Below are 18,540 nucleotides of genomic sequence, written 5' to 3'. Positions count from 1 at the left end.
TGCTGTAGACATGCCGGATGACACCCCGACCGTCGGCCTGCGTATCGTCGACTCGCTGGCGGCCGTCGATGCCGCCCAGTGGAACGCCTGTGCGCTCGCACCCGGCTCGGCCGGCAATCCATTTCTCAGCTATCGCTTCCTGAAGGCGCTCGAGGATTCAAAATCGGTCGGGCGACGTACCGGCTGGCAGCCGCAATATCTCCTCGCCGAGGCTGCGGACGGAACCCTGCAGGGTGCGGCACCGCTCTATGTGAAGGGTCATTCCCAGGGCGAATATGTGTTCGACCATGGCTGGGCGCAGGCTTTCGAGCGTGCCGGCGGTCGCTATTACCCCAAGCTGCAGGTCGCCGTGCCCTTCACGCCGGTGCCCGGTCCCCGCCTCTTCGCCCGGCCCGGCCCCTACGCCGAGGCCGTGCGCGACGCGATGATCGACATGCTGACGACGATCGCGGGCGACAACAACATCAGCTCCGTCCATGCCACCTTCTGCACCGAAGCCGATTGGAAGCGCTTCGGCGCGCGCGGCTGGCTGCTCCGGCTCGGCCAGCAGTATCACTGGCACAACGACGGCTACCGCACCTTCGACGATTTCCTGGGTGCGCTGGCGTCGCGCAAGCGAAAGGCGATCCGCAAGGAACGCGAGTCCGTGCGCCGCGAGGGGCTGACGGTGCGCGCGCTGTGTGGCGACGAGATCGGCCCCGAGCACTGGGACGCCTTCTTCGCCTTCTACATGGATACCGGCGGCCGCAAATGGGGATCGCCCTACCTCACGCGCGCCTTCTTCGACATCCTCGGCAGCACCATGGCCGACAAGGTCGTGCTGGTGATGGCCGAAGCCGACGGCCGGCCGGTCGGCGGCGCCCTCAACCTCAAGGGCGACGACACGCTCTACGGCCGCTACTGGGGCTGCCTCGAAAGCCACGCCTTCCTGCATTTCGAGGCCTGCTACTATCAGGCGATCGACTATGCGATCGCCCATGGCCTGGCCCGCGTCGAGGCCGGCGCCCAGGGCGACCACAAGATCCAGCGCGGCTACCTGCCGGTGCCGACCTTCTCCGCGCACTGGATCGTCGATCCCGGCTTCCGCCGCGCCATCGACGATTATCTCAAGCGCGAGCGGCCTGCCGTCGAGCAGGAGATCGAAGGTCTGATGCAGTATTCGCCGTTCAGGAAAGACGGCGACTGACGACGTCTGGGCCTTACGCCACCTTCTGAAGACCTTTCGCCTATCAAGCTATCGAGACGCAGTACGCTTGACGCATGAGCGCGCCCTTTCTATTCATCGAAATGTTCGTTAATACGACCTCTGTACGTATATACGAACACCTGAAGGAAGGTCGTCATGCCGCTTACCCAAGCCGCTCCACAGTCAATCGATCGCATCTTCTCGATCCTCGGCCATCTCGCACGCGAGCGGGACGGTGAATCGCTGTCCGAGCTGGCACGCCGGGCGGATGCCCCGAAGAGCAGCGTGGTCGGCCTCCTTACCGGCATGGTGGACAGCGGCTACCTGATCCGCGACGTCCAGGGGAAATACCGGCTGGGACCGAACATGGTCGCTCTGGCGATCAGCGTGGTCGCTCGCCAGGGTCTGCAGGATCTCGCGCGTCCGGTGCTGCAACGCCTGGCTGATCAAACCGGTGAGACGTCGCTGATCGGAACTTTGGCATCCGACGCGGATCTCGTGATGTATGTCGACAAGGTCGAGAGCGCGAATCCCGTGCGCTACACGGTACCCCTTGGCGAGCGGCGTGAACTCTACGCCTCGGCAGTCGGCAAGGTCCTCCTGGCACACATGGCGGCGGATCGATGCGATACATATCTCCGCAACGAAAAGCTGCGCGCCTTTACGCCCAAGACCATCACCAGCGTCCGCACGCTCCGCCAGGAAATTTCCGAGATCCGCGAAGCCGGTCTGGCCCTCACCGTCGACGAACGCGTGGTCGGCGTCAGCGCCCTCGCGGCGCCGATCCATGGCGAGGGAGGCCGGGTGATCGCAGCTATCGTGATCGCCGGGCCGTCGGAGCGCATGCGAACTGCCTTGAAGCAACACAAGGCGAGCCTTCGCGCCGCCGCCAAGTCGCTCTCACTGGCCATGGCCGGCACGACGACGCACTGAAGCCATCATCAACTGGAGGAAACAGGATGCCGCAGAAAACCTACGACGAATATTTCGTCGGTGAAGTGTTCGAGAGCTACGCCCGCACCATCACCGAGGCCGATATCGTCAACTTCACCTGCTTTGCCGGTTTGAAGTTGCCGATGTTCATCGATGAGGAATTCTCGAAGAAACACAGCATCTTCGGCACCCGTGTCGCACCGGGACTGATGACCGCCTCGATCGCCGCCGGCATGCTGGAGGACATCCTCGGCAAGTACACGCTGGCGGCACTGGGCCTCGACAAGTTCAAGTTCACGGCACCGGTGAAGGCCGGCGATACGCTGCATTCGCGTATCACGGTGGAAGGCTTGAAGGACATAGGTGACGGCAAACGGGGTGTCATCACCGTCCGCATCTCGGTCGTCAACCAGACTGGCGCCGTGCCCTTGGAATTCTGGGGCAACTTCATGATGCGCAAAGGCGAGTTACCATGAACCAGCCCCTCAGGGGCCTGCGCGTCTTGGACTTCGGCCAGGGCGTGGCGGGTCCCTATTGCGGCCAGTTGCTCGGCGACCACGGTGCCGACGTTATCAAGATCGAACCACCGCGAGGCGACTGGTCACGCACGATGGGCGCCGCCAACGATACTGGGCTGGGTGGCACGTTCATCAGCGTCAACCGAAACAAGCGCGGCCTGTGCCTGGACCTGAAGCAAGCCGAAGCGATCGAGATTGCGCGGCACCTTGCGAACCGGGCGGACGTCGTCGTCGAAAGCTTCCGGCCCGGCGTTCTCGACCGGCTGGGTCTCGGATATGAGGCCTTGTCGAAAGCCAATCCGGGCCTCGTCTACTGCACGGTGACAGGCTTCGGCGAGAGCGGACCGAACGTCGATCTTCCCGCCGGCGATTCGATCATGCAGGCCTATGGCGGCCTGATGAGCATCGTCGGCGAGCGCGACGGCCAGCCGTTGCGGATTGGCAATGTCGTCTCCGACATGGTCGCCGGAACCAACGCCTTCAGCGGCTGCGTGCTCGCCCTGCTCATGCGCACCCGCGACGGCAAGGGCCGCAAGGTTGGCGTCTCGCTGCTCGACTCGATCGTGGCTTTCCAGGGACCTCCGCTCACCGAGTACCTGCTTACGGGCGAGGCGCCGCAGCGGCTGGGCAACCAGCATCCGCTGATCGCCCCGTCCGGCGCGATGAAGGCCAGCGACGGATCCTTCTCGTTCACTGTCCTCGATCATCAATGGCCGGCCTTCTGCGACGGCATCGGCGTCACGCCGTTGAAGGCCGATCCGCGCTTCGCCGACAGCGCTAGCCGCCAGCGCAATCGCGACGCCTTGGACAAGGCATTGTCCCAGGTTTTCGAGACCCGCACGGCGGCGGAATGGGTGAGTATGCTGCAGGCGCTGGACATCCTCTGCGCGCCCATCAACGAATATCCGGCCCTCGTGAGCGATCCGCAGGTCGTCCACAACGGCCTCATCGAGACGACGACGAGTACCAAGGGCAGTTCGCTGCCCATGCTGCGCAATCCCGTGCGGCTGCATGACGGCGCGACGACCTACGCACCGCCTCCCGCGCTCGGCGAGCACACGCGCGACATCCTGGCCGATGAGCTCGACTACGACACGTTAACGATCGATGCCCTGCTTGCCCGCCGCGTGGCGCTCGCATCGCCCAGGACGGTCACACAAGCCGTCTGAATACCAAGAAAAACGAAAGAGGAAACGTCATGAGAAAGATACTGGGAGTTCTTGCCGTCACACTTGCCATCGGCCTGTCCGCCTTGCCGGCCGAGGCACAGCCCTATCCGTCACGGCCCATCCGCCTGATCGTGGCCTACGGCCCCGGCAGCGGCGCCGACATCGTGGCCCGCATCCTGGCCGACAAGCTCTCCGAGCAGATGAAGGTGAGTGTCGTCGTAGAGAATCGCGACGGCGCGGGCGGCGCCATCGGCACCGCGATGGCGGCCAAGGCGGCACCGGACGGTTACACGCTCCTGATGGCGCCGACTACGCTGACGGTGAGTCCGAGCATGATGAAGGAGCCCACCTACGATCCGGTCAACGACTTCAGCGCAGTCACCAAGGTCGCCGTGCAGCCGATGGCTGCCGTGACTCGGCCAGACGCTCCCTACAAGGACTTCAAGGAACTCATCACCTATGCCAAGGCCAATCCCGGCAAGGTAATGTACGGCACCTCCGGCAAGGGCTCGCCCAGTCATCTCGAGGTCGAGCTGTTGCGCCAGCGCTATGGAATCGACATCCAGGACGTTCCCTACAAGAGCTTCGGACAGGCCATCACCGACACGATGAATGGCCTGGTCTCCTTCTACTTCCCGACGCTGCCGGCTGCGCTGACCCACATCAATTCCGGCAAAGTGCGATCACTGGCGGTCGGAAGTCCCCAGCGTTCGCCGCAGGCGCCCCAACTGCCGACCATCGCCGAGGAACTCGGCCTGCCGGGTTATGAGATCAGCGTCTGGTACGGCATCGTGGCCCCGGCAGGCACGGCGAAGGACATCGTCGCTAAGCTCGACTCGGAAATCTCGACCGCGCTCAAGTCACCCGAAGTGAGAGAACGCATCGAGAAGACTGGCGCCATCATTTCGCCGATGGGTCCAGACAAGTTCGGCGAGATGATCCGTGCTGAAACTAGCAAGTGGGACAAGTTGGTCCAGGAACTCGGCCTGAAGGGCGCCAACTAGCGGGACTAAAGACTGACGACCTACTTGGTCATCAGCACCCCGATGAAGAAGATCACGAAGAAAAGGAGCTGCTCGGTAAGCCCGAGCGGCGCCTGCCAGCCGATCTTGTCGACGAGGAACAATGCGACCCAAAACACCGCGGTGGCGAGCACCGCGGCGCGAAGGGCGATCCAGAGAGGCCGAAAAGCGTTCACTCGGCCAGAACGGGTTCTTGGTTAGCCGGCGGCAGCGCACCGCGCTCCGGTGGCAGGAACGTAAAGGCGAGCTTGGTGGCATCGCCCTCGCCTTCGGTATCGACCCGCACCGTGCCGCCGTCGGAGAGCTTGCCGAACAGCACTTCTTCGGCCAGCGGCTTCTTCACGTATTCCTGGATGACGCGGGCAAGCGGCCGGGCACCAAACAGCCTGTCGTAGCCCTTCTCGGCCAGCCAGTTGCGCGCCTTGTCGTTCAACTCGATGAACACCTTGCGGTCGGCAAGCTGGACTTCGAGCTCGGCCACGAACTTGTCCACCACCTTGCCCATCGACTCGGGGCCGAGGCTCGCGAACTTGATGATCGCGTCGAGACGGTTGCGGAACTCCGGTGCGAACAGCCGGTTGATCGCCTCGTCGTCCTCGTCGTGCCGCTGCTCGCGGCCGAAGCCCAGCGCGGGCTTGGCGATGTCGGCAGCACCGGCATTGGTCGTCATGCAGAGGATGACGTTGCGGAAGTCGACCGTCCGGCCGTTGTGGTCGGTCAGCTTGCCGTAGTCCATCACCTGCAGCAGGACGTTGAACACGTCGGGATGCGCCTTCTCGATTTCGTCGAACAGCACCACGCAGTGCGGATGCTGGTTGACCTTGTCGGTGAGCAGGCCGCCCTGGTCGAAGCCGACATAGCCCGGCGGGGCACCGATCAAACGCGAGACGCTGTGCCGCTCCATGTACTCCGACATGTCGAAGCGAATGACTTCGAGACCGAGCAGACGCGCGAGCTGGCGCGTTACCTCGGTCTTGCCGACGCCGGTCGGGCCGGCCAGGAGGTAGCTGCCGATCGGCTTCTCCGGCGACCGCAGGCCGGCGCGAGCCAGCTTGATCGACGCCGAGAGCTGATCGATCGCGCGGTCCTGGCCGAACACGACCGTCTTCAGGTCGCGGTCGATATTGCGCAGGAGTTCGGTATCGTCCTTCGACACGCTCTTGGGCGGGATGCGCGCGATCTTGGCAACGATCTCCTCGATGTCCGGCACCTCGATCGTGGTCTTGCGCATATCCGGCGTGCGCAGCATCTGCGCCGCGCCGACCTCGTCGATCACATCGATCGCCTTGTCCGGCAACTTGCGGTCGTGGATGTAGCGCGCTGAGAGTTCGACGGCGGCCTTGATGGCGTCGTCGGTGTAGCTCACATGGTGATGCTTCTCGTAGACCGGCTTCAGCCCCTTCATGATTTCGACGGCATCGCCGATCGTGGGCTCCGGCACGTCGATCTTCTGGAAGCGGCGGACCAGCGCGCGGTCCTTCTCGAAGTAGTTGCGATATTCCTTGTAGGTGGTCGAACCGATGCAGCGCAGGTCGCCCGACTGCAGCGACGGCTTCAGCAGGTTCGACGCATCCATCGAGCCGCCCGACGTGGCGCCGGCGCCGATGATCGTATGGATCTCGTCGATGAACAGCACCGAGTTGGGCTTCTTCTTCAGCTCCGAAAGCACGGCCTTCAGCCGCTCCTCGAAGTCGCCGCGATAGCGCGTGCCGGCCAGCAGCGCACCCATGTCGAGTGCGTAGATGATCGATTCCTTCAGGACGTCCGGCACTTCGCCGTCGACGATCTTGCGCGCAAGTCCTTCGGCGATCGCCGTCTTGCCGACGCCCGGCTCGCCCACATAGAGCGGGTTGTTCTTGGTGCGGCGGCACAGGACCTGAATCGTGCGCTCGACCTCGTGCTCGCGGCCGATCAGCGGATCGACGCGGCCATCGCGGGCCTTCTGGTTGAGATCGACGCAATAGGCGGCCAGCGCCTCGTTGCCCTGCTTGGTATTGGACTCGGCGCCGCTCTCCTCTTCCGAACCCGAGACCCGGCGGGCGCGGGCCCGGCCCGGTACCTTGGCCTTGCCGTGGCTGATGTAGTCGACGGCATCGAGCCGGGTCATGCCCTGGTTCTCCAGGAACGACACGGCATGGCTGTCGCGTTCGGAGAACAGCGCCACCAGCACGTTGGCGCCGGTCACTTCCTTGCGGCCGGACGACTGCACATGGACTGCGGCGCGCTGGACAACGCGCTGGAAGCCCGCGGTCGGCAGCGGCTCGCTGGGCGTCTGGGTAATGATGCCCTTCAGGCGATTGTCGACGAAAGTCTCGAGGTCGTGCCGAAGGCGGTCGATGTCGACACCGCACGCCTTGAGGACAGGTATTGCATCTTCGTCCTCCGTCATCGCCAGAAGCAGGTGCTCCAGCGTCGCGTATTCATGGCGGCGTTCGCCCGCGAGACCGAAGGCGCGATGCAGGGACTTTTCGAGGTTCTTGGACAGCATGGACATCGAACCACCTCGGCAGAAAAACGAACTACTCTCCGGTCGCTACTCTTTCTCCAACGTGCACTGGAGAGGGTGCTGGTTCTTGCGGGCGTAATCCACCGTCTGAGTCACCTTGGTCTCGGCGATCTCGTAGGTGTAGACACCGCACACGCCCACACCCTTCTGATGGACGTGAAGCATGATCTGCGTGGCCTCTTCGCGATTCTTCTGAAAGATGTTCTGCAGAACGTCGACGACGAATTCCATTGGTGTGTAGTCGTCGTTCAGCATCAACACCTTGTACATCGACGGCTTCTTGGTGCGCGTCCGCGTGAGCGTCAGGGCTCCAGTGCGACCGTCATCACCACCTTGCCCATCGTCACGGCGTGGCGGCTGCTGCGGCGGCCCTCCGGGAGGCTCGTTCGGGCCGCCCAACCGCCATTCGCCTGCACTACGCACAAAGTCCATCGTTCCGATCAAACTCCAAGTCAAAGCCACACGCGAATTATATAGGCAGTGCTAGCGATTCCGCTACCTCGGCCGCAGACCATCCTTGCCTACCACCAGCATCCAGCGGTCTGCCCGCGCCCGCTCGATGGGTGCGTTCCAGTCGCGCCGCAGTTCGGCCGGCTCAAGTTTGCGTGGCGGATTCACAGGCACCGGGACATTGTCCCACGAGAACAGCTTGGCCGAGAATTTCACATTGGCAAAACCGTCGGTCGGATAGTGGTAGGCCTGAAACCCCCAGACACCGTTGCGGCAGGAAGCGACCGTCCACCAGAAATCATTGTCCGGCAGGCGAAGTCCGTCGGGCGGCGGGCCAAAACCGCGGCTGGCCTCGAGCAAGCCGAGAAGTTCGCGGGTTTCGGCCGCGTTCAGCAGGCGCTGGCCGCGCTTCATGCTCCAGGGGCCGAGAATATCCGACGGCTTCGACAGCAGCATGTTCGTGATGCCCGTGGTCACGGTACCCTGCCCGGTCAAGACGCCCATATCGAGGCCCGCCGTACCGTCCGGCTGCAGGAAAACCTCGTAAGTGCGGACCTGCTCTTCCCACAGCGCATTGTAAATCAGCCGCAGCCGGCTACGGCCGCCCGGTGTACATTCTTGGCGAATATCCTTGGCCGCGACGTAGTCGAACCAGTGGAAGCTGCGAACGACAGGCTTGTCGACGTTCCGATCCGCCCGTTGTGCCCAGGCCGACGGTGCCGCGGCTATGGCCAGCGTCGTCAACGCCACAAAAAAAGCCTTCATCGCTGCCTCCAGATGGGGTTCAGCACTTTCCGGTCCAACTTTGGCACTACGGCGGCGGCTGAAGCGTTGCACAATCCCATGATCTTTAGTAATCTTACAACAATTGCCCATAAGCTATTGGCCGGGCACAAAAATCCGATTTAAGCGTATGGCATATTCGCGATGACCTTCCCCTTCAGGCGAATCGCGGTCAGCCTTTCCTGGCTAGCCGTGGGTGTAATATTTGTCGGCACCACGGTGGCGCCGCTGCCCGTCGACGCACAGACGACATCTGTCAAACGGGCTGGGCCGGTGAAGTCCAAAGCTCGCTCCAAGGCAAGCCGCGTCACCCCTGCCGCCTCGTCCTGGGTGCCCAACCCCGCAGTAAGCGGTCGTGACGCCTACCTGATCGTCGATGCCCAGAGTGGCCGCGAGCTGGCTGCCGACCGGGCGGACGAGCTCCGCTACCCCGCGTCGCTCACCAAGATGATGACGATCTACCTCGCCTTCTCGGCCCTCGACTCGGGTCAGCTGTCGCTGGGGGATTCGCTGCCGGTGTCGGTGAACGCGCTGAATGCGCCGCCGACCAAGATGGGCATGACGCCGGGCGGCACCGTCAACGTGCGCGATGCCGTGATGGCCCTGGTCACCCGTTCGGCCAACGATGCCGCCGTCCTGCTGGCCGAAGGCATGGCCGGCAGCGAGGAAGCCTTCGCCCGCGCCATGACGCAGAAGGCGCGCCAGCTCGGCATGAGCTCGACGGTTTTCCGCAACGCCTCGGGCCTGCCCAACCGCGAGCAGGTGACGACGGCTCGCGATCTCACCAAGCTCGCCAACGCATTGCTGCGCGACTATCCCCACTATTACGGGATCTTCTCGGTGCAGAGCTACGCCTATCGCAATCGTACGCTCACCAACCACAACCGCATGCTCGGCAACTACGATGGCGCCGACGGTCTCAAGACAGGCTACACCAACGCTTCGGGCTTCAATCTCGTGATGTCTGCCGTGCGCGATAACCGCCGGCTGATCGGCGTGGTGATGGGCGGCGACAGCGCCAGCCAGCGCGACCGGCAGATGGCCGCGCTTATGGACCGTGGCTTTGCCATAGCCCAGTCCATGCAGCTTTCGGCCTGGACGGCGCAACGCAGGCCGCCATCGGCCCGCTATACGGCTGCCCAGTTCGATCCGGGCGCAAGCTTCGCCGAGGCCTATCGTCCGCCGGCGACCGCCTCGAAGGTGGATGCAACGACCCAGCAGAAGCCGACCGTCACGCCGAAATACGCGGGCTTCGTCGCCCCGGCGCCGGCAGCACCTGCAACCGTGCGCGCCACCGCTGCAGTCCCTGCTGCCAACGATACGCCCACACTCGGAAGCTGGGTGATCCAGGTCGGCTCCTTCAACGATCCGCAGGCTGCCCAGCTCGCCCTGGCGCGCGCCACGTCGCAGCTCCCCTCCTCGGTCAAGTCGGCCTCTGCCATGGTCGACGAAGTCCAGATGGCGAACCGCACCTTCCATCGCGCCCGGCTCGGCAACCTGTCGCAGGACCAGGCCATCGACGGCTGCAAGCAGCTCGAGAAGAAGAAGATCTACTGCTCGGCGCTGCAGATCACGGCGTGGAATACCCCAAGCGCTCGTTAAGAGCCTTGCGAAGCCAGTTCACGAACGCCCGCTTGTGACGGCGCTGCCATAGCGCCAGATTCCAGGGGTCGGCGCTGGGCTGCAGCCGGGTCTGGATCGGCTCGAACACCGATACCGTCGTCAGAGCGCCGCTGACCTTCACCCGCAGCGGTGCGATGCGATAGCCCGGCCCTTCATAGCCGGCGAGCCGTGCTACGTCTCGGCGGCTGAGGCCGCCGACGATTGCTCCCTCGACCTCCCCACACGGATCGGGAATCACCACCGGATAGGTGGCATCCTTGGCTCGGCGGCGCGCATGGCCCAACAGGCTCGCCGCGAGAAAGGCCTGTGGCGGCAGGCGACGGCCCAGCACGATCGCGGTGACGTCGCGATCGAGCAAGGTGCCGTAGAAGAAGAAGCGCATCAGTGGTGGCCGGCGCCGCCCGCCTCGACATCGTCGGGCAGTTCGACGCCGCTGGCGGCCAGCGCGGCCTTCAGCTCATCCTTCAGCCGGTCCAGGCCGGCAGTGTCGGCCGCCTCGCAGCGCGCTACGAGGACGGGCTGGGTGTTCGACGCCCGGAGCAGCCACCAGCCGTCCTTGGTGCTGACCCGCACGCCGTCGATGTCGGAGAACTTCGCGCCCTCCTTCTGCAGGCGTGCCTTCACCTTCTCGACCACGCCGAACTTCTGATCGTCCGGGCAGTCGAAGCGCAGCTCCGGCGTATTGACCGGCTGAGGCAGCCCGTCGCGCATCTCCGCCAGGCTCTCCTTGGCGTTGGCGACGACGTTCAGCAGCCGCAGCCCGCAGTAGAGCGCATCGTCGAAGCCATAGAAGGTATCGGCGAAGAAGACGTGGCCGCTCATCTCGCCCGCGAGCGGCGCCCCGATCTCCGCCATCTTGCTCTTGATCAGCGAATGGCCGGTCTTGAACATCATCGGCTTGCCGCCGGCCTTGGCGATCTCGTCGAACAGCACCTGGCTCGCCTTCACGTCGGCGATGATGGTGGCGCCAGGATTGCTCTTCAGCACGTCGCGCGCCCACAGGACCAGGAGCTGATCGCCCCACAGGATACGCCCCTTGCCGTCGACCGCACCGATACGGTCGCCATCGCCGTCGAACGCGATGCCGAGATCGCAGCTATGCTTCTTCACTTCGGCGACGAGCTGTTCGAGGTTCTTCGGCACAGTTGGGTCGGGATGGTGCGCCGGGAAGGTGCCGTCGACCTTCTCGTTCAGCACGAAATGCTCGCCCGGCAGCTTGTCGACGACGGCGCGGATCGAAACGCCGACGGCGCCGTTGCCGACGTCCCACGCGACCTTGAGCTTCTTGCCAGGCTTCACGTCGCGCAGCAGGCGCGCGGCATAGTCGGCCAGGATGTCCTTCTTCTCGACCTTGCCCTGCCCGTTTTCCCAATCCCCCTTGCCGGCCATGGCACCCAGCGTCTGGATGTCGGCGCCGAAGAACGACTTCTTGCCCATCATCATCTTGAAGCCGTTGTAATCCGGCGGATTGTGCGAGCCGGTGATCTGGATGCCGCCGTCGGCGCCGAGATGATAGACGGCGAAGTAGAGCATCGGCGTCGCGGCAACACCGATGTTCACGACATCGACACCGGCGGCCGTCAGCCCCTCGATGCACGCCGCCGCCAGCTCGGGCGAACTCAGCCGACCGTCATAGCCCAGCGCCACGCGCTTGCCGCCCTTGCGCTTGACCAGGGTGCCGAAGGTACGGCCGATCGCGCGCGCGTCCGCGGCATGGACGGTGTTGCCCACGACGCCACGGATATCGTACTCGCGCAGGATGCTGGGCTCGAACTTGTGCGCCGTCTGGCTCATGCAGGAAACTCCTGAGTTGTGCGTTGAGTTCTAGTTGCGGGGCGCGGGCCGGCCGACGCCTTCGTAGGCAAAGCCCAGGCCGCGCATCTCTTCGGGATTGAAGGCGTTACGCAGGTCGACGATGCGAGGCTGGCGCATCAATTCCTTGAGGCGGCGCGGGTCGAGACCGCGGAATTCGTGCCACTCGGTGATCAGCACCAGAACGTCGGCCCCGCTGGCGGCCTCATACGCTGTCTTGGCGAATTCGATCCCCTTCATCAGACGCCCTGCTTCGGTCATGCCTTCGGGATCGAAGGCAACGATCGTCGCACCGGCCGCCTGCAGGGCCGGCACGATGTCGAGCGACGGCGCATCGCGCATATCGTCGGTATCAGGCTTGAAGGTGAGGCCCAGCACGCCCACCCGCAGCCCCTTAACCGAGCCGCCGCAGAAGGCGATGACCTTGTCGGCCATCCGCTTCTTGCGCGCGTCGTTCACCGCGATCACCTGTTCGACGATCGTCTGCGGCGCGTTGACCTCGCGCGCCGTATAGGCGAGCGCCAGCGTATCCTTGGGGAAGCACGAGCCACCGAAGCCCGGACCGGGATGCAGGAACTTCCGGCCGATGCGGCCGTCGAGGCCGATGCCGCGCGCGACGTCGTGGACGTCGGCTCCGACCTTCTCGCAAAGGTCGGCGATCTCGTTGATAAAGGTGATCTTGGTCGCGAGGAAGGCATTGCCCGCGTACTTGGTGACCTCGGCCGTCTCGATGTTGGTGAAGACCATCGGCGTCTGGATCAGGTTCAGCGGCCGATAGATCGCAGCCATCACCTCGCGTGCCCGGGTACTCTCGACTCCGATCACGACGCGATCGGGCTTCATGAAATCCTCGATCGCCGCGCCTTCGCGCAGGAACTCCGGATTGGAGGCGACGTCGAACTCGGCCGTGGGCCGGGATTCCCGGATGATGCGAGCGACCTCGCGACCGGTGCCCACGGGCACGGTCGATTTGGTGACGACCACCGTATAGTGCTGGAGAGCCCCGGCGATCTCGGCCGCCGCGGCATAGACATAGCTCAGATCGGCATGGCCATCGCCGCGCCGGGTCGGCGTGCCGACCGCGATGAAGACGGCATCGGCGCCACCGACGGCATCGTGAAGGTTCGTGCTGAAGGACAGCCGTCCCGCGCGCGCATTGTCGGCGACCAGCTTGTCGAGACCCGGCTCGTAGATCGGTATCTCGCCCTTGCGCAGCCGCTCTATCTTCGCAGCCTCCTTGTCGACACAGACGACGTCGTGGCCGAACTGGGCAAAGCAGGCACCGGACACCAGTCCGACATAGCCCGAACCGATCATCGCGATGCGCATTGTGTCAGCCCTTCATCAGCCGTTCGATGAGAGCGCGACTTTCGGCCTTTGTGTCCTGCCGGTCGAGAGAGATCGCCACGTTGGCCTCGAGAAAACCGAGGCGGCTGCCGCAATCGTAGCGCCTGCCGGCATAGCGCAGGGCATGAAACGGCGTATTGCCGATCATCCTGGCCATGGCGTCGGTCAGCTGGATCTCGCCACCGGCACCTGTCTCGTGCCGGTCGAGATGGTCGAACACTTCCGGCAGGAGCACGTAGCGGCCGATCAGCGCCAGGGTCGACGGCGCCTCTTCGGGCTTGGGCTTCTCGACCATGCCGGTGATTTCGGCGAGGCCATCCTTCTCGCCCTTCACCGCCGCGATGCCATAGCTCTTGGTCTGCTCGCGCGGCACATCCATCACCGCAACGACGCTGCCGCCGGTCTTCTCGTGGGCCGCGGCGAGCTGGCCGATGCAGCTTGGCGTATCGAGCGTCAGCTCGTCGGGCAGCAATACGGCGAAGGGTTCGCGCCCGATCCAGTGACGGGCACACCAGACGGCGTGGCCAAGCCCCAACGGCTTCTGCTGGCGCGTGAAAATCGCATTGCCGGGCTTGATGGTGGCCGCCTGCGTCTCCTTCAGCTCCGGCGCCTTCTTGCGCTGCTCGAGGGTCGTTTCGAGTTCGTACGCGTGGTCGAAGTGATCCTCCAGTGCGCCCTTGTTGCGGCCGGAGACGAAGACGAACTCCTCGATCCCCGCCTGCAGGCATTCCTCGACCGCATACTGAATCAGCGGCCGGTCGACCACGGTCAGCATTTCCTTGGGCATGGCCTTTGTCGCCGGCAGGAACCGGGTTCCCAGGCCCGCGACGGGCAGAACGGCTTTACGGACACGCTGAACCATGCTCACCAACCTCGTTGAACGGGTGGATTATATTGACAAATCAATGCTTTGACAGGGATTGCCGGGTGACAATCCGAGGGCCGGGCTAGATGCCATCCGCGGCTGCCGCTGGCAAGGTCATCCACCAAGCAGCACGTCCTTGGCCCGATTGATCCGGGCGGCGAGATCGGCCGTCCCCCCGACGTCGGGGTGCATGCGCTGAATCAGGCGGCGGTATGCCGCCCGTATGTCGTCCGGGGTTGCCCCCTCGGTAAGCCCCAGGACGGCCAACGCCTCGTCATGCGTCATGTCGGTGCGCGGGCCGCGCGGCGGCGGCTGTTGCTGCGCATTGCGCCAGTCTGCCCCCAAGCGGCGATCGAGATAGGCCTCCAGCACCCTGAGAGAATCGGCATCCGCCGCACATTCCCGGTGCAACTCTTGGAGTTCCAGATCGGACAGCGCATCGAGCGTACGTCCGGCAAAACGACCCGACAGGATCGTCCCGCCAACATCGCCGCTGCCATGGTCGATCCAGGCCTGCAGAAAGGCCGTCCGCACTTCCGTGCGTTGGCCATGGCCCGGCGAACTGAAACCGCCTGACGGCCTGTGACGCGCCGCTCGTGCAATCAACGCCGTAATGACGACGCCGGCGAGGCCCAGGAGCTCGGGCAGCAGGCCGGGCAGGAAGCGCAATCCGAAAATCAGCAGTGCGCCGACGCCGATGCCGCCCAGCACGACCAGGGCAATACGTACGATACGGGCCAGCGCCGACGGCTTTGCCCGAAGAAGCCAGGCAACGCCCAGCGCCATCGCTGCAAGAACGACCAGCGCCAGAAGGACGGCTGGCATCCCTACTGTCGGCGCGGCGCGGGCGCCGGCGTTGCGGGAGCCGGTGCAGGCGTCTGCGGCTGGGCCTGCTCCTGGGACTCCGCACGCTCGCGCTGGATCTGCCGCCAACGCTCGACGTTGCGCTGATGCTCGTAGAGCGTGAGCGCGAAGGCATGCCCGCCCTGCCCGTCAGCGACGAAGAAGAGCGAGCGGTCGCGCGCCAATGGATTGGTCGCCGCCACGATCGAGGCGCGGCCGGGGTTGCAGATCGGGCCGCGCGGCAGGCCGCTGATCACATAGGTATTGTAGGGCGTGTTGGAGGTCAGATCGGCGCGCGTCAGTTCGCGATTGAACGCCACCTTGCCGTCCGTCAGGCCATAGATGGTGGTCGGATCGCTTTCGAGCTTCATGCGGCGGCGCAGCCGGTTGATGAAGACCGCGGCAACCTTGGTCCGTTCGGCCGGGACCGCGGTCTCCTTCTCGATCATCGACGCTAGGATCAGCGCATCGCGCTTGTTTGCCAGCGGCAGGCCGGCGGCCCGCTTGCGCCACGCCTCGTCGAGCGTCTTCTCCATCGCCTCCTTCATGCGCATCAGGAGACCGTCGCGCGTGTCGTCGCGCGAATAGAAGTAGGTCTCCGGCAGAAGGTCGCCTTCCTTCAGATCGAGCGTGATCTCGCCCGACAGCGCCTCCGTCTTGCGCACGAGATCGAGCACCTCGGCGGTCGTCATGCCCTCCGGCACGGTCAGGCGGCGCTGAACGACCTTGCCGGACTGCAACAGCTCGACCAGCGACTGCATGGACGTGTGGGCCGGCACTTCATATTCGCCGGCCTTGATGGGCTTGGGCGACGGGTCGATCATCAATGCTAGGCGAAACAGCCGCGGATGGGAGATAACCCCTTCCTCCTGCAGCAGCTTCGACATGGTGGTCGGCCCCGCACCGCGCGGGATCACGACGTTCTTGGTCTTGTCGAGCGGTCCTTCGGCGACGAGGATCGCGTGGCCGAGATAGAGCGCACCGCCCATCACCGTGACGAGCAGCGCGACAAAGAAGAGGACCCAACGAAAATAGCTGAGCAAACTCAGCTCCCGGCGGTCAGACGGCGCCGACGATCAAGGAAGCGTTGGTGCCACCAAATCCAAACGAATTGCTGAGCGCATAGCGAACTTTGCGCTGCTTGGCCTGCTTGGGCACCAGGTCGATGTCGCAACCTTCGTCGGGCTCGTCGAGGTTGAGGGTCGGCGGAACGGCCTGCTCGTTGATCGACTTGATCGCATAGATCGCCTCGATCGCACCAGCAGCGCCCAGCAGGTGTCCCGTCGCCGACTTGGTCGACGACATGGAGAGCTTGTAGGCGTCTTCGCCGAACGCCCGCTTGACGGCGCCAAGCTCGATGACGTCGGCCATCGTCGAGGTGCCATGGGCGTTCACGTAGTCGATCTGGTCGGTGCCGAGCTTGGCACGCTTGAGCGCCGCCTTCATGGCACGCATCGCCCCGTCGCCATCCTCGGACGGTGCGGTGATGTGATAGGCGTCGCCGGAGAGGCCGTAGCCCACGATTTCGGCGTAGATCTTGGCGCCACGCTTCTTGGCGTGTTCGTATTCTTCGAGCACCACGCAGCCCGCGCCCTCGCCCATGACGAAGCCGTCGCGCCGCTTGTCCCATGGCCGCGAGGCCCGGGTCGGCGTGTCGTTGAAGTCGGTCGACAGTGCCTTGCAGGCGTTGAAGCCCGCGATGCCGATGCGGCAGATCGCGGCTTCTGCACCGCCGGCCACCATCACATCGGCGTCCTCAAGCTGGATCAGTCGTGCCGCATCGCCCAGAGCATGGGCCCCAGTCGCGCAGGCCGTGACCACCGAATGGTTCGGTCCCTTGAAGCCGTACTTGATCGAGACCTGGCCGGAAACGAGGTTGATCAGCGCCGAGGGAATGAAGAACGGGCTGACGCGCCGCGGTCCACGTTCCTTCAACACCAACGACGTCTCGTAGATCGTCTGCAGGCCGCCGATGCCGGCGCCGATCATGACGCCGGTTCGGGTCATGCCCTCTTCGTCCTGCGGCTTCCAGCCGGAATCCTCGACCGCCTGTTCGGCGGCCGCGAGACCGAAGACGATGAACTTGTCGAGCTTTCGCTGGTCCTTGGGCGCGATGTAGGCGTCGGCATTGAAGTGCCCGTTCGCCTTGTCGCCCAGCGGCACCTCGCCCGCGATCTTGGTCGCGAGATCGGAGGTGTCGAAAGCCTGGATGGCCCGAATGCCGGACTCCGCCGCCATGAGGCGACGCCAGTTCGTATCGACGCCGTCACCCAACGGCGTCACCATACCCATACCAGTTACGACGACTCGCCTCATCATCCGCCTTCCTAGCTGCAGGAACCGGCGAAGATCAGGACTTCGCGTTGCCTTTGATGAAACCGATCGCGTCGCCGACGGTCTGGATCTTCTCCGCCGCGTCGTCCGGGATCTCGATGCCGAACTCTTCTTCGAACGCCATCACCAGCTCGACCGTGTCGAGGCTGTCCGCGCCGAGATCGTCGATGAACTTGGCGTCTTCCTTGACCTGCGCGGCCTCGACGCCGAGATGCTCCACGACGATCTTCTTAACGCGCTCGGCAATATCGCTCATTTTCTTATCCTTCCCGATCTATCCAAAAAATCCCGGTCGCCTAAGGGGATGGGCGAAGTCCGGGCTCTTAACATAGCTCCACGGCCATTGGCTAGGACCGAAAAGCCCACAAAATCAGGCACTTGAAGGGTTGTCCCAAAGACCTCCCCTCAGATCATCGCCATCCCGCCATTGATGTGGAGGGTCTGGCCGGTGACATAGCCCGCTTCGTCGCTGGCCAGATAGACGACGCCGGACGCGATTTCCTCGGGCGCGCCCAGGCGGTCCGCCGGCACGCGGCCGAGGATTGCCTTCTTCTGGTCGTCGGTCAGGGCGTCGGTCATCGGCGTGGCGATGAAACCCGGCGCCACGCAGTTCACGGTGATCCCGCGCGAGGCCAGCTCCTGCGCCAGCGACTTCGACATGCCGATGAGGCCGGCCTTGGCGGCCGCGTAGTTCGCCTGGCCGGGGTTGCCGGTAACGCCGACGATCGAGGTGATGTTGATGACGCGGCCGAACCGGCGCTTCATCATGCCGCGCATCGCCGCGCGCGTGAGGCGAAAGGTGCCGGTGAGATTCACCTGCAGTACCTTCTCCCACTCCTCGTCCTTCATGCGCATCGAGATGTTGTCGCGCGTGATGCCGGCATTGTTCACCAGAATGTCGATCTTGCCCATCGCCGCCTCGGCCTCCTTGGCCAGGCGTTCGATGTCGGCAGCGTCGTCCATCTTCGCGGCAACGACATGAGCCCGCTCGCCGAGCTCAGCCTTGAGCTGTTCCAGGGCATCCGCACGCGTGCCCGACAGGGTGACGGTCGCGCCCTGCTTGTGCAGAGCCCGGGCGATCGCGCCGCCGATGCCGCCCGACGCGCCGGTCACGAGGGCTGCCTTGCCGCTGAGATTGAACATGCCGCT

At 64.4% G+C, this 18,540-nt stretch carries 19 protein-coding genes; 6 read left to right on the top strand and 13 right to left on the bottom strand.

Annotated features, from left to right (window positions below; all coding sequences use genetic code 11):
- Positions 1–10 precede the first annotated feature (10 nt).
- The 5 genes from BN60_RS08135 (at position 11) to BN60_RS08115 (ending at position 4,810) form a co-directional block, all read left to right on the top strand.
- Positions 11–1,186 (top strand): GNAT family N-acetyltransferase, encoded by a 1,176-nt coding sequence (locus tag BN60_RS08135; RefSeq protein ID WP_020695526.1) that lies wholly within the window; start codon positions 11–13, stop codon positions 1,184–1,186.
- Between the two features lie 156 nt (positions 1,187–1,342).
- Positions 1,343–2,119 (top strand): IclR family transcriptional regulator, encoded by a 777-nt coding sequence (locus BN60_RS08130; protein ID WP_020695525.1) that lies wholly within the window; start codon positions 1,343–1,345, stop codon positions 2,117–2,119.
- A 26-nt stretch (positions 2,120–2,145) separates the two neighbouring features.
- Positions 2,146–2,595 (top strand): MaoC family dehydratase, encoded by a 450-nt coding sequence (locus BN60_RS08125; RefSeq protein WP_020695524.1) that lies wholly within the window; start codon positions 2,146–2,148, stop codon positions 2,593–2,595.
- A complete protein-coding gene (locus tag BN60_RS08120) occupies positions 2,592–3,806 on the top strand; it encodes a CaiB/BaiF CoA transferase family protein (RefSeq protein ID WP_020695523.1) in 1,215 nt (404 codons plus the stop codon). The genes BN60_RS08125 and BN60_RS08120 overlap by 4 nt, the downstream gene beginning before the upstream one ends.
- Before the next feature lie 29 nt (positions 3,807–3,835).
- A complete protein-coding gene (locus BN60_RS08115) occupies positions 3,836–4,810 on the top strand; it encodes a Bug family tripartite tricarboxylate transporter substrate binding protein (RefSeq protein WP_020695522.1) in 975 nt (324 codons plus the stop codon).
- A 20-nt stretch (positions 4,811–4,830) separates the two neighbouring features.
- Here the strand turns inward: BN60_RS08115 and BN60_RS30770 are convergent, their stop codons facing one another.
- From BN60_RS30770 to BN60_RS08100, 4 genes are all read right to left on the bottom strand, one after another.
- A complete protein-coding gene (locus BN60_RS30770; RefSeq protein WP_020695521.1) occupies positions 4,831–5,004 on the bottom strand; it encodes a hypothetical protein in 174 nt (57 codons plus the stop codon).
- Positions 5,001–7,322 (bottom strand): ATP-dependent Clp protease ATP-binding subunit ClpA, encoded by a 2,322-nt coding sequence (gene clpA, locus BN60_RS08110; RefSeq protein WP_020695520.1) that lies wholly within the window; start codon positions 7,320–7,322, stop codon positions 5,001–5,003. The genes BN60_RS30770 and clpA overlap by 4 nt, the downstream gene beginning before the upstream one ends.
- Before the next feature lie 39 nt (positions 7,323–7,361).
- Positions 7,362–7,766, bottom strand: coding sequence for an ATP-dependent Clp protease adapter ClpS (gene clpS / locus BN60_RS08105; RefSeq protein WP_083856007.1), 405 nt, complete (start codon positions 7,764–7,766; stop codon positions 7,362–7,364).
- 63 nt (positions 7,767–7,829) lie between these two features.
- Positions 7,830–8,621 carry a hypothetical protein gene (locus tag BN60_RS08100; RefSeq protein WP_148283355.1) on the bottom strand — a complete coding sequence of 264 codons (792 nt, stop codon included), beginning with the start codon at positions 8,619–8,621 and terminating at the stop codon, positions 7,830–7,832.
- A 219-nt stretch (positions 8,622–8,840) separates the two neighbouring features.
- On the opposite strand from BN60_RS08100, the gene BN60_RS08095 reads away from it, so the two are divergent.
- Complete coding sequence (locus BN60_RS08095) at positions 8,841–10,169, top strand: D-alanyl-D-alanine carboxypeptidase family protein (protein ID WP_177324783.1); 1,329 nt, start codon at positions 8,841–8,843, stop codon at positions 10,167–10,169.
- Here the strand turns inward: BN60_RS08095 and BN60_RS08090 are convergent.
- From BN60_RS08090 to fabG, 9 genes are all read right to left on the bottom strand, one after another.
- Positions 10,138–10,572, bottom strand: coding sequence for a gamma-glutamylcyclotransferase family protein (locus BN60_RS08090; protein ID WP_020695516.1), 435 nt, complete (start codon positions 10,570–10,572; stop codon positions 10,138–10,140). The two genes, BN60_RS08095 and BN60_RS08090, sit on opposite strands and share 32 nt — an antisense overlap.
- The gene (pgmG, locus tag BN60_RS08085) at positions 10,572–11,984 is read right to left on the bottom strand and encodes a phosphoglucomutase/phosphomannomutase PgmG (protein WP_020695515.1); all 1,413 of its coding nucleotides are present in this window, start codon (positions 11,982–11,984) and stop codon (positions 10,572–10,574) included. Before pgmG ends, BN60_RS08090 begins: the two co-directional genes overlap by 1 nt.
- 30 nt (positions 11,985–12,014) lie before the next feature.
- On the bottom strand, positions 12,015–13,331 hold the full coding sequence (locus BN60_RS08080; protein ID WP_020695514.1) for a UDP-glucose dehydrogenase family protein: 1,317 nt from the start codon (positions 13,329–13,331) through the stop codon (positions 12,015–12,017).
- A 4-nt stretch (positions 13,332–13,335) separates the two neighbouring features.
- On the bottom strand, positions 13,336–14,211 hold the full coding sequence (gene galU / locus BN60_RS08075) for a UTP--glucose-1-phosphate uridylyltransferase GalU (protein WP_020695513.1): 876 nt from the start codon (positions 14,209–14,211) through the stop codon (positions 13,336–13,338).
- A 117-nt stretch (positions 14,212–14,328) separates the two neighbouring features.
- A complete protein-coding gene (locus BN60_RS08070; protein WP_020695512.1) occupies positions 14,329–15,039 on the bottom strand; it encodes a J domain-containing protein in 711 nt (236 codons plus the stop codon).
- A 2-nt stretch (positions 15,040–15,041) separates the two neighbouring features.
- The gene (gene mltG / locus BN60_RS08065) at positions 15,042–16,100 is read right to left on the bottom strand and encodes an endolytic transglycosylase MltG (protein WP_020695511.1); all 1,059 of its coding nucleotides are present in this window, start codon (positions 16,098–16,100) and stop codon (positions 15,042–15,044) included.
- Between the two features lie 16 nt (positions 16,101–16,116).
- Positions 16,117–17,373 carry a beta-ketoacyl-ACP synthase II gene (fabF, locus tag BN60_RS08060; protein ID WP_043285091.1) on the bottom strand — a complete coding sequence of 419 codons (1,257 nt, stop codon included), beginning with the start codon at positions 17,371–17,373 and terminating at the stop codon, positions 16,117–16,119.
- A gap of 34 nt (positions 17,374–17,407) precedes the next feature.
- Positions 17,408–17,647 (bottom strand): acyl carrier protein, encoded by a 240-nt coding sequence (locus BN60_RS08055; protein ID WP_020695509.1) that lies wholly within the window; start codon positions 17,645–17,647, stop codon positions 17,408–17,410.
- Positions 17,648–17,796: 149 nt separating this feature from the next.
- Positions 17,797–18,534 carry a 3-oxoacyl-[acyl-carrier-protein] reductase gene (gene fabG, locus BN60_RS08050; RefSeq protein WP_020695508.1) on the bottom strand — a complete coding sequence of 246 codons (738 nt, stop codon included), beginning with the start codon at positions 18,532–18,534 and terminating at the stop codon, positions 17,797–17,799.
- Between the last annotated feature and the right edge of the window lie 6 nt (positions 18,535–18,540).

The organism is Reyranella massiliensis 521 (genome assembly GCF_000312425.1).
Taxonomy (GTDB): Bacteria; Pseudomonadota; Alphaproteobacteria; order Reyranellales; family Reyranellaceae; genus Reyranella; species Reyranella massiliensis.
Note: the sequence above shows the minus strand (reverse complement) of the source record. Positions and strands in the feature narration are given on the sequence as shown.

Excerpts from the sequence above, each read along its gene's own strand:
- BN60_RS08135 (WP_020695526.1), top strand. The coding sequence starts at position 11 with ATGCCGGATGACACCCCGACCGTCGGCCTGCGTATCGTCGACTCGCTG.
- BN60_RS08130 (WP_020695525.1), top strand. The coding sequence starts at position 1,343 with ATGCCGCTTACCCAAGCCGCTCCACAGTCAATCGATCGCATCTTCTCG.
- BN60_RS08125 (WP_020695524.1), top strand. The coding sequence starts at position 2,146 with ATGCCGCAGAAAACCTACGACGAATATTTCGTCGGTGAAGTGTTCGAG.
- BN60_RS08120 (WP_020695523.1), top strand. The coding sequence starts at position 2,592 with ATGAACCAGCCCCTCAGGGGCCTGCGCGTCTTGGACTTCGGCCAGGGC.
- BN60_RS08115 (WP_020695522.1), top strand. The coding sequence starts at position 3,836 with ATGAGAAAGATACTGGGAGTTCTTGCCGTCACACTTGCCATCGGCCTG.
- clpA (WP_020695520.1), bottom strand. The coding sequence starts at position 7,322 with ATGTCCATGCTGTCCAAGAACCTCGAAAAGTCCCTGCATCGCGCCTTC.
- clpS (WP_083856007.1), bottom strand. The coding sequence starts at position 7,766 with ATGGACTTTGTGCGTAGTGCAGGCGAATGGCGGTTGGGCGGCCCGAAC.
- BN60_RS08090 (WP_020695516.1), bottom strand. The coding sequence starts at position 10,572 with ATGCGCTTCTTCTTCTACGGCACCTTGCTCGATCGCGACGTCACCGCG.
- pgmG (WP_020695515.1), bottom strand. The coding sequence starts at position 11,984 with ATGAGCCAGACGGCGCACAAGTTCGAGCCCAGCATCCTGCGCGAGTAC.
- BN60_RS08080 (WP_020695514.1), bottom strand. The coding sequence starts at position 13,331 with ATGCGCATCGCGATGATCGGTTCGGGCTATGTCGGACTGGTGTCCGGT.
- galU (WP_020695513.1), bottom strand. The coding sequence starts at position 14,211 with ATGGTTCAGCGTGTCCGTAAAGCCGTTCTGCCCGTCGCGGGCCTGGGA.
- BN60_RS08070 (WP_020695512.1), bottom strand. The coding sequence starts at position 15,039 with ATGCCAGCCGTCCTTCTGGCGCTGGTCGTTCTTGCAGCGATGGCGCTG.
- fabF (WP_043285091.1), bottom strand. The coding sequence starts at position 17,373 with ATGAGGCGAGTCGTCGTAACTGGTATGGGTATGGTGACGCCGTTGGGT.
- BN60_RS08055 (WP_020695509.1), bottom strand. The coding sequence starts at position 17,647 with ATGAGCGATATTGCCGAGCGCGTTAAGAAGATCGTCGTGGAGCATCTC.
- fabG (WP_020695508.1), bottom strand. The coding sequence starts at position 18,534 with ATGTTCAATCTCAGCGGCAAGGCAGCCCTCGTGACCGGCGCGTCGGGC.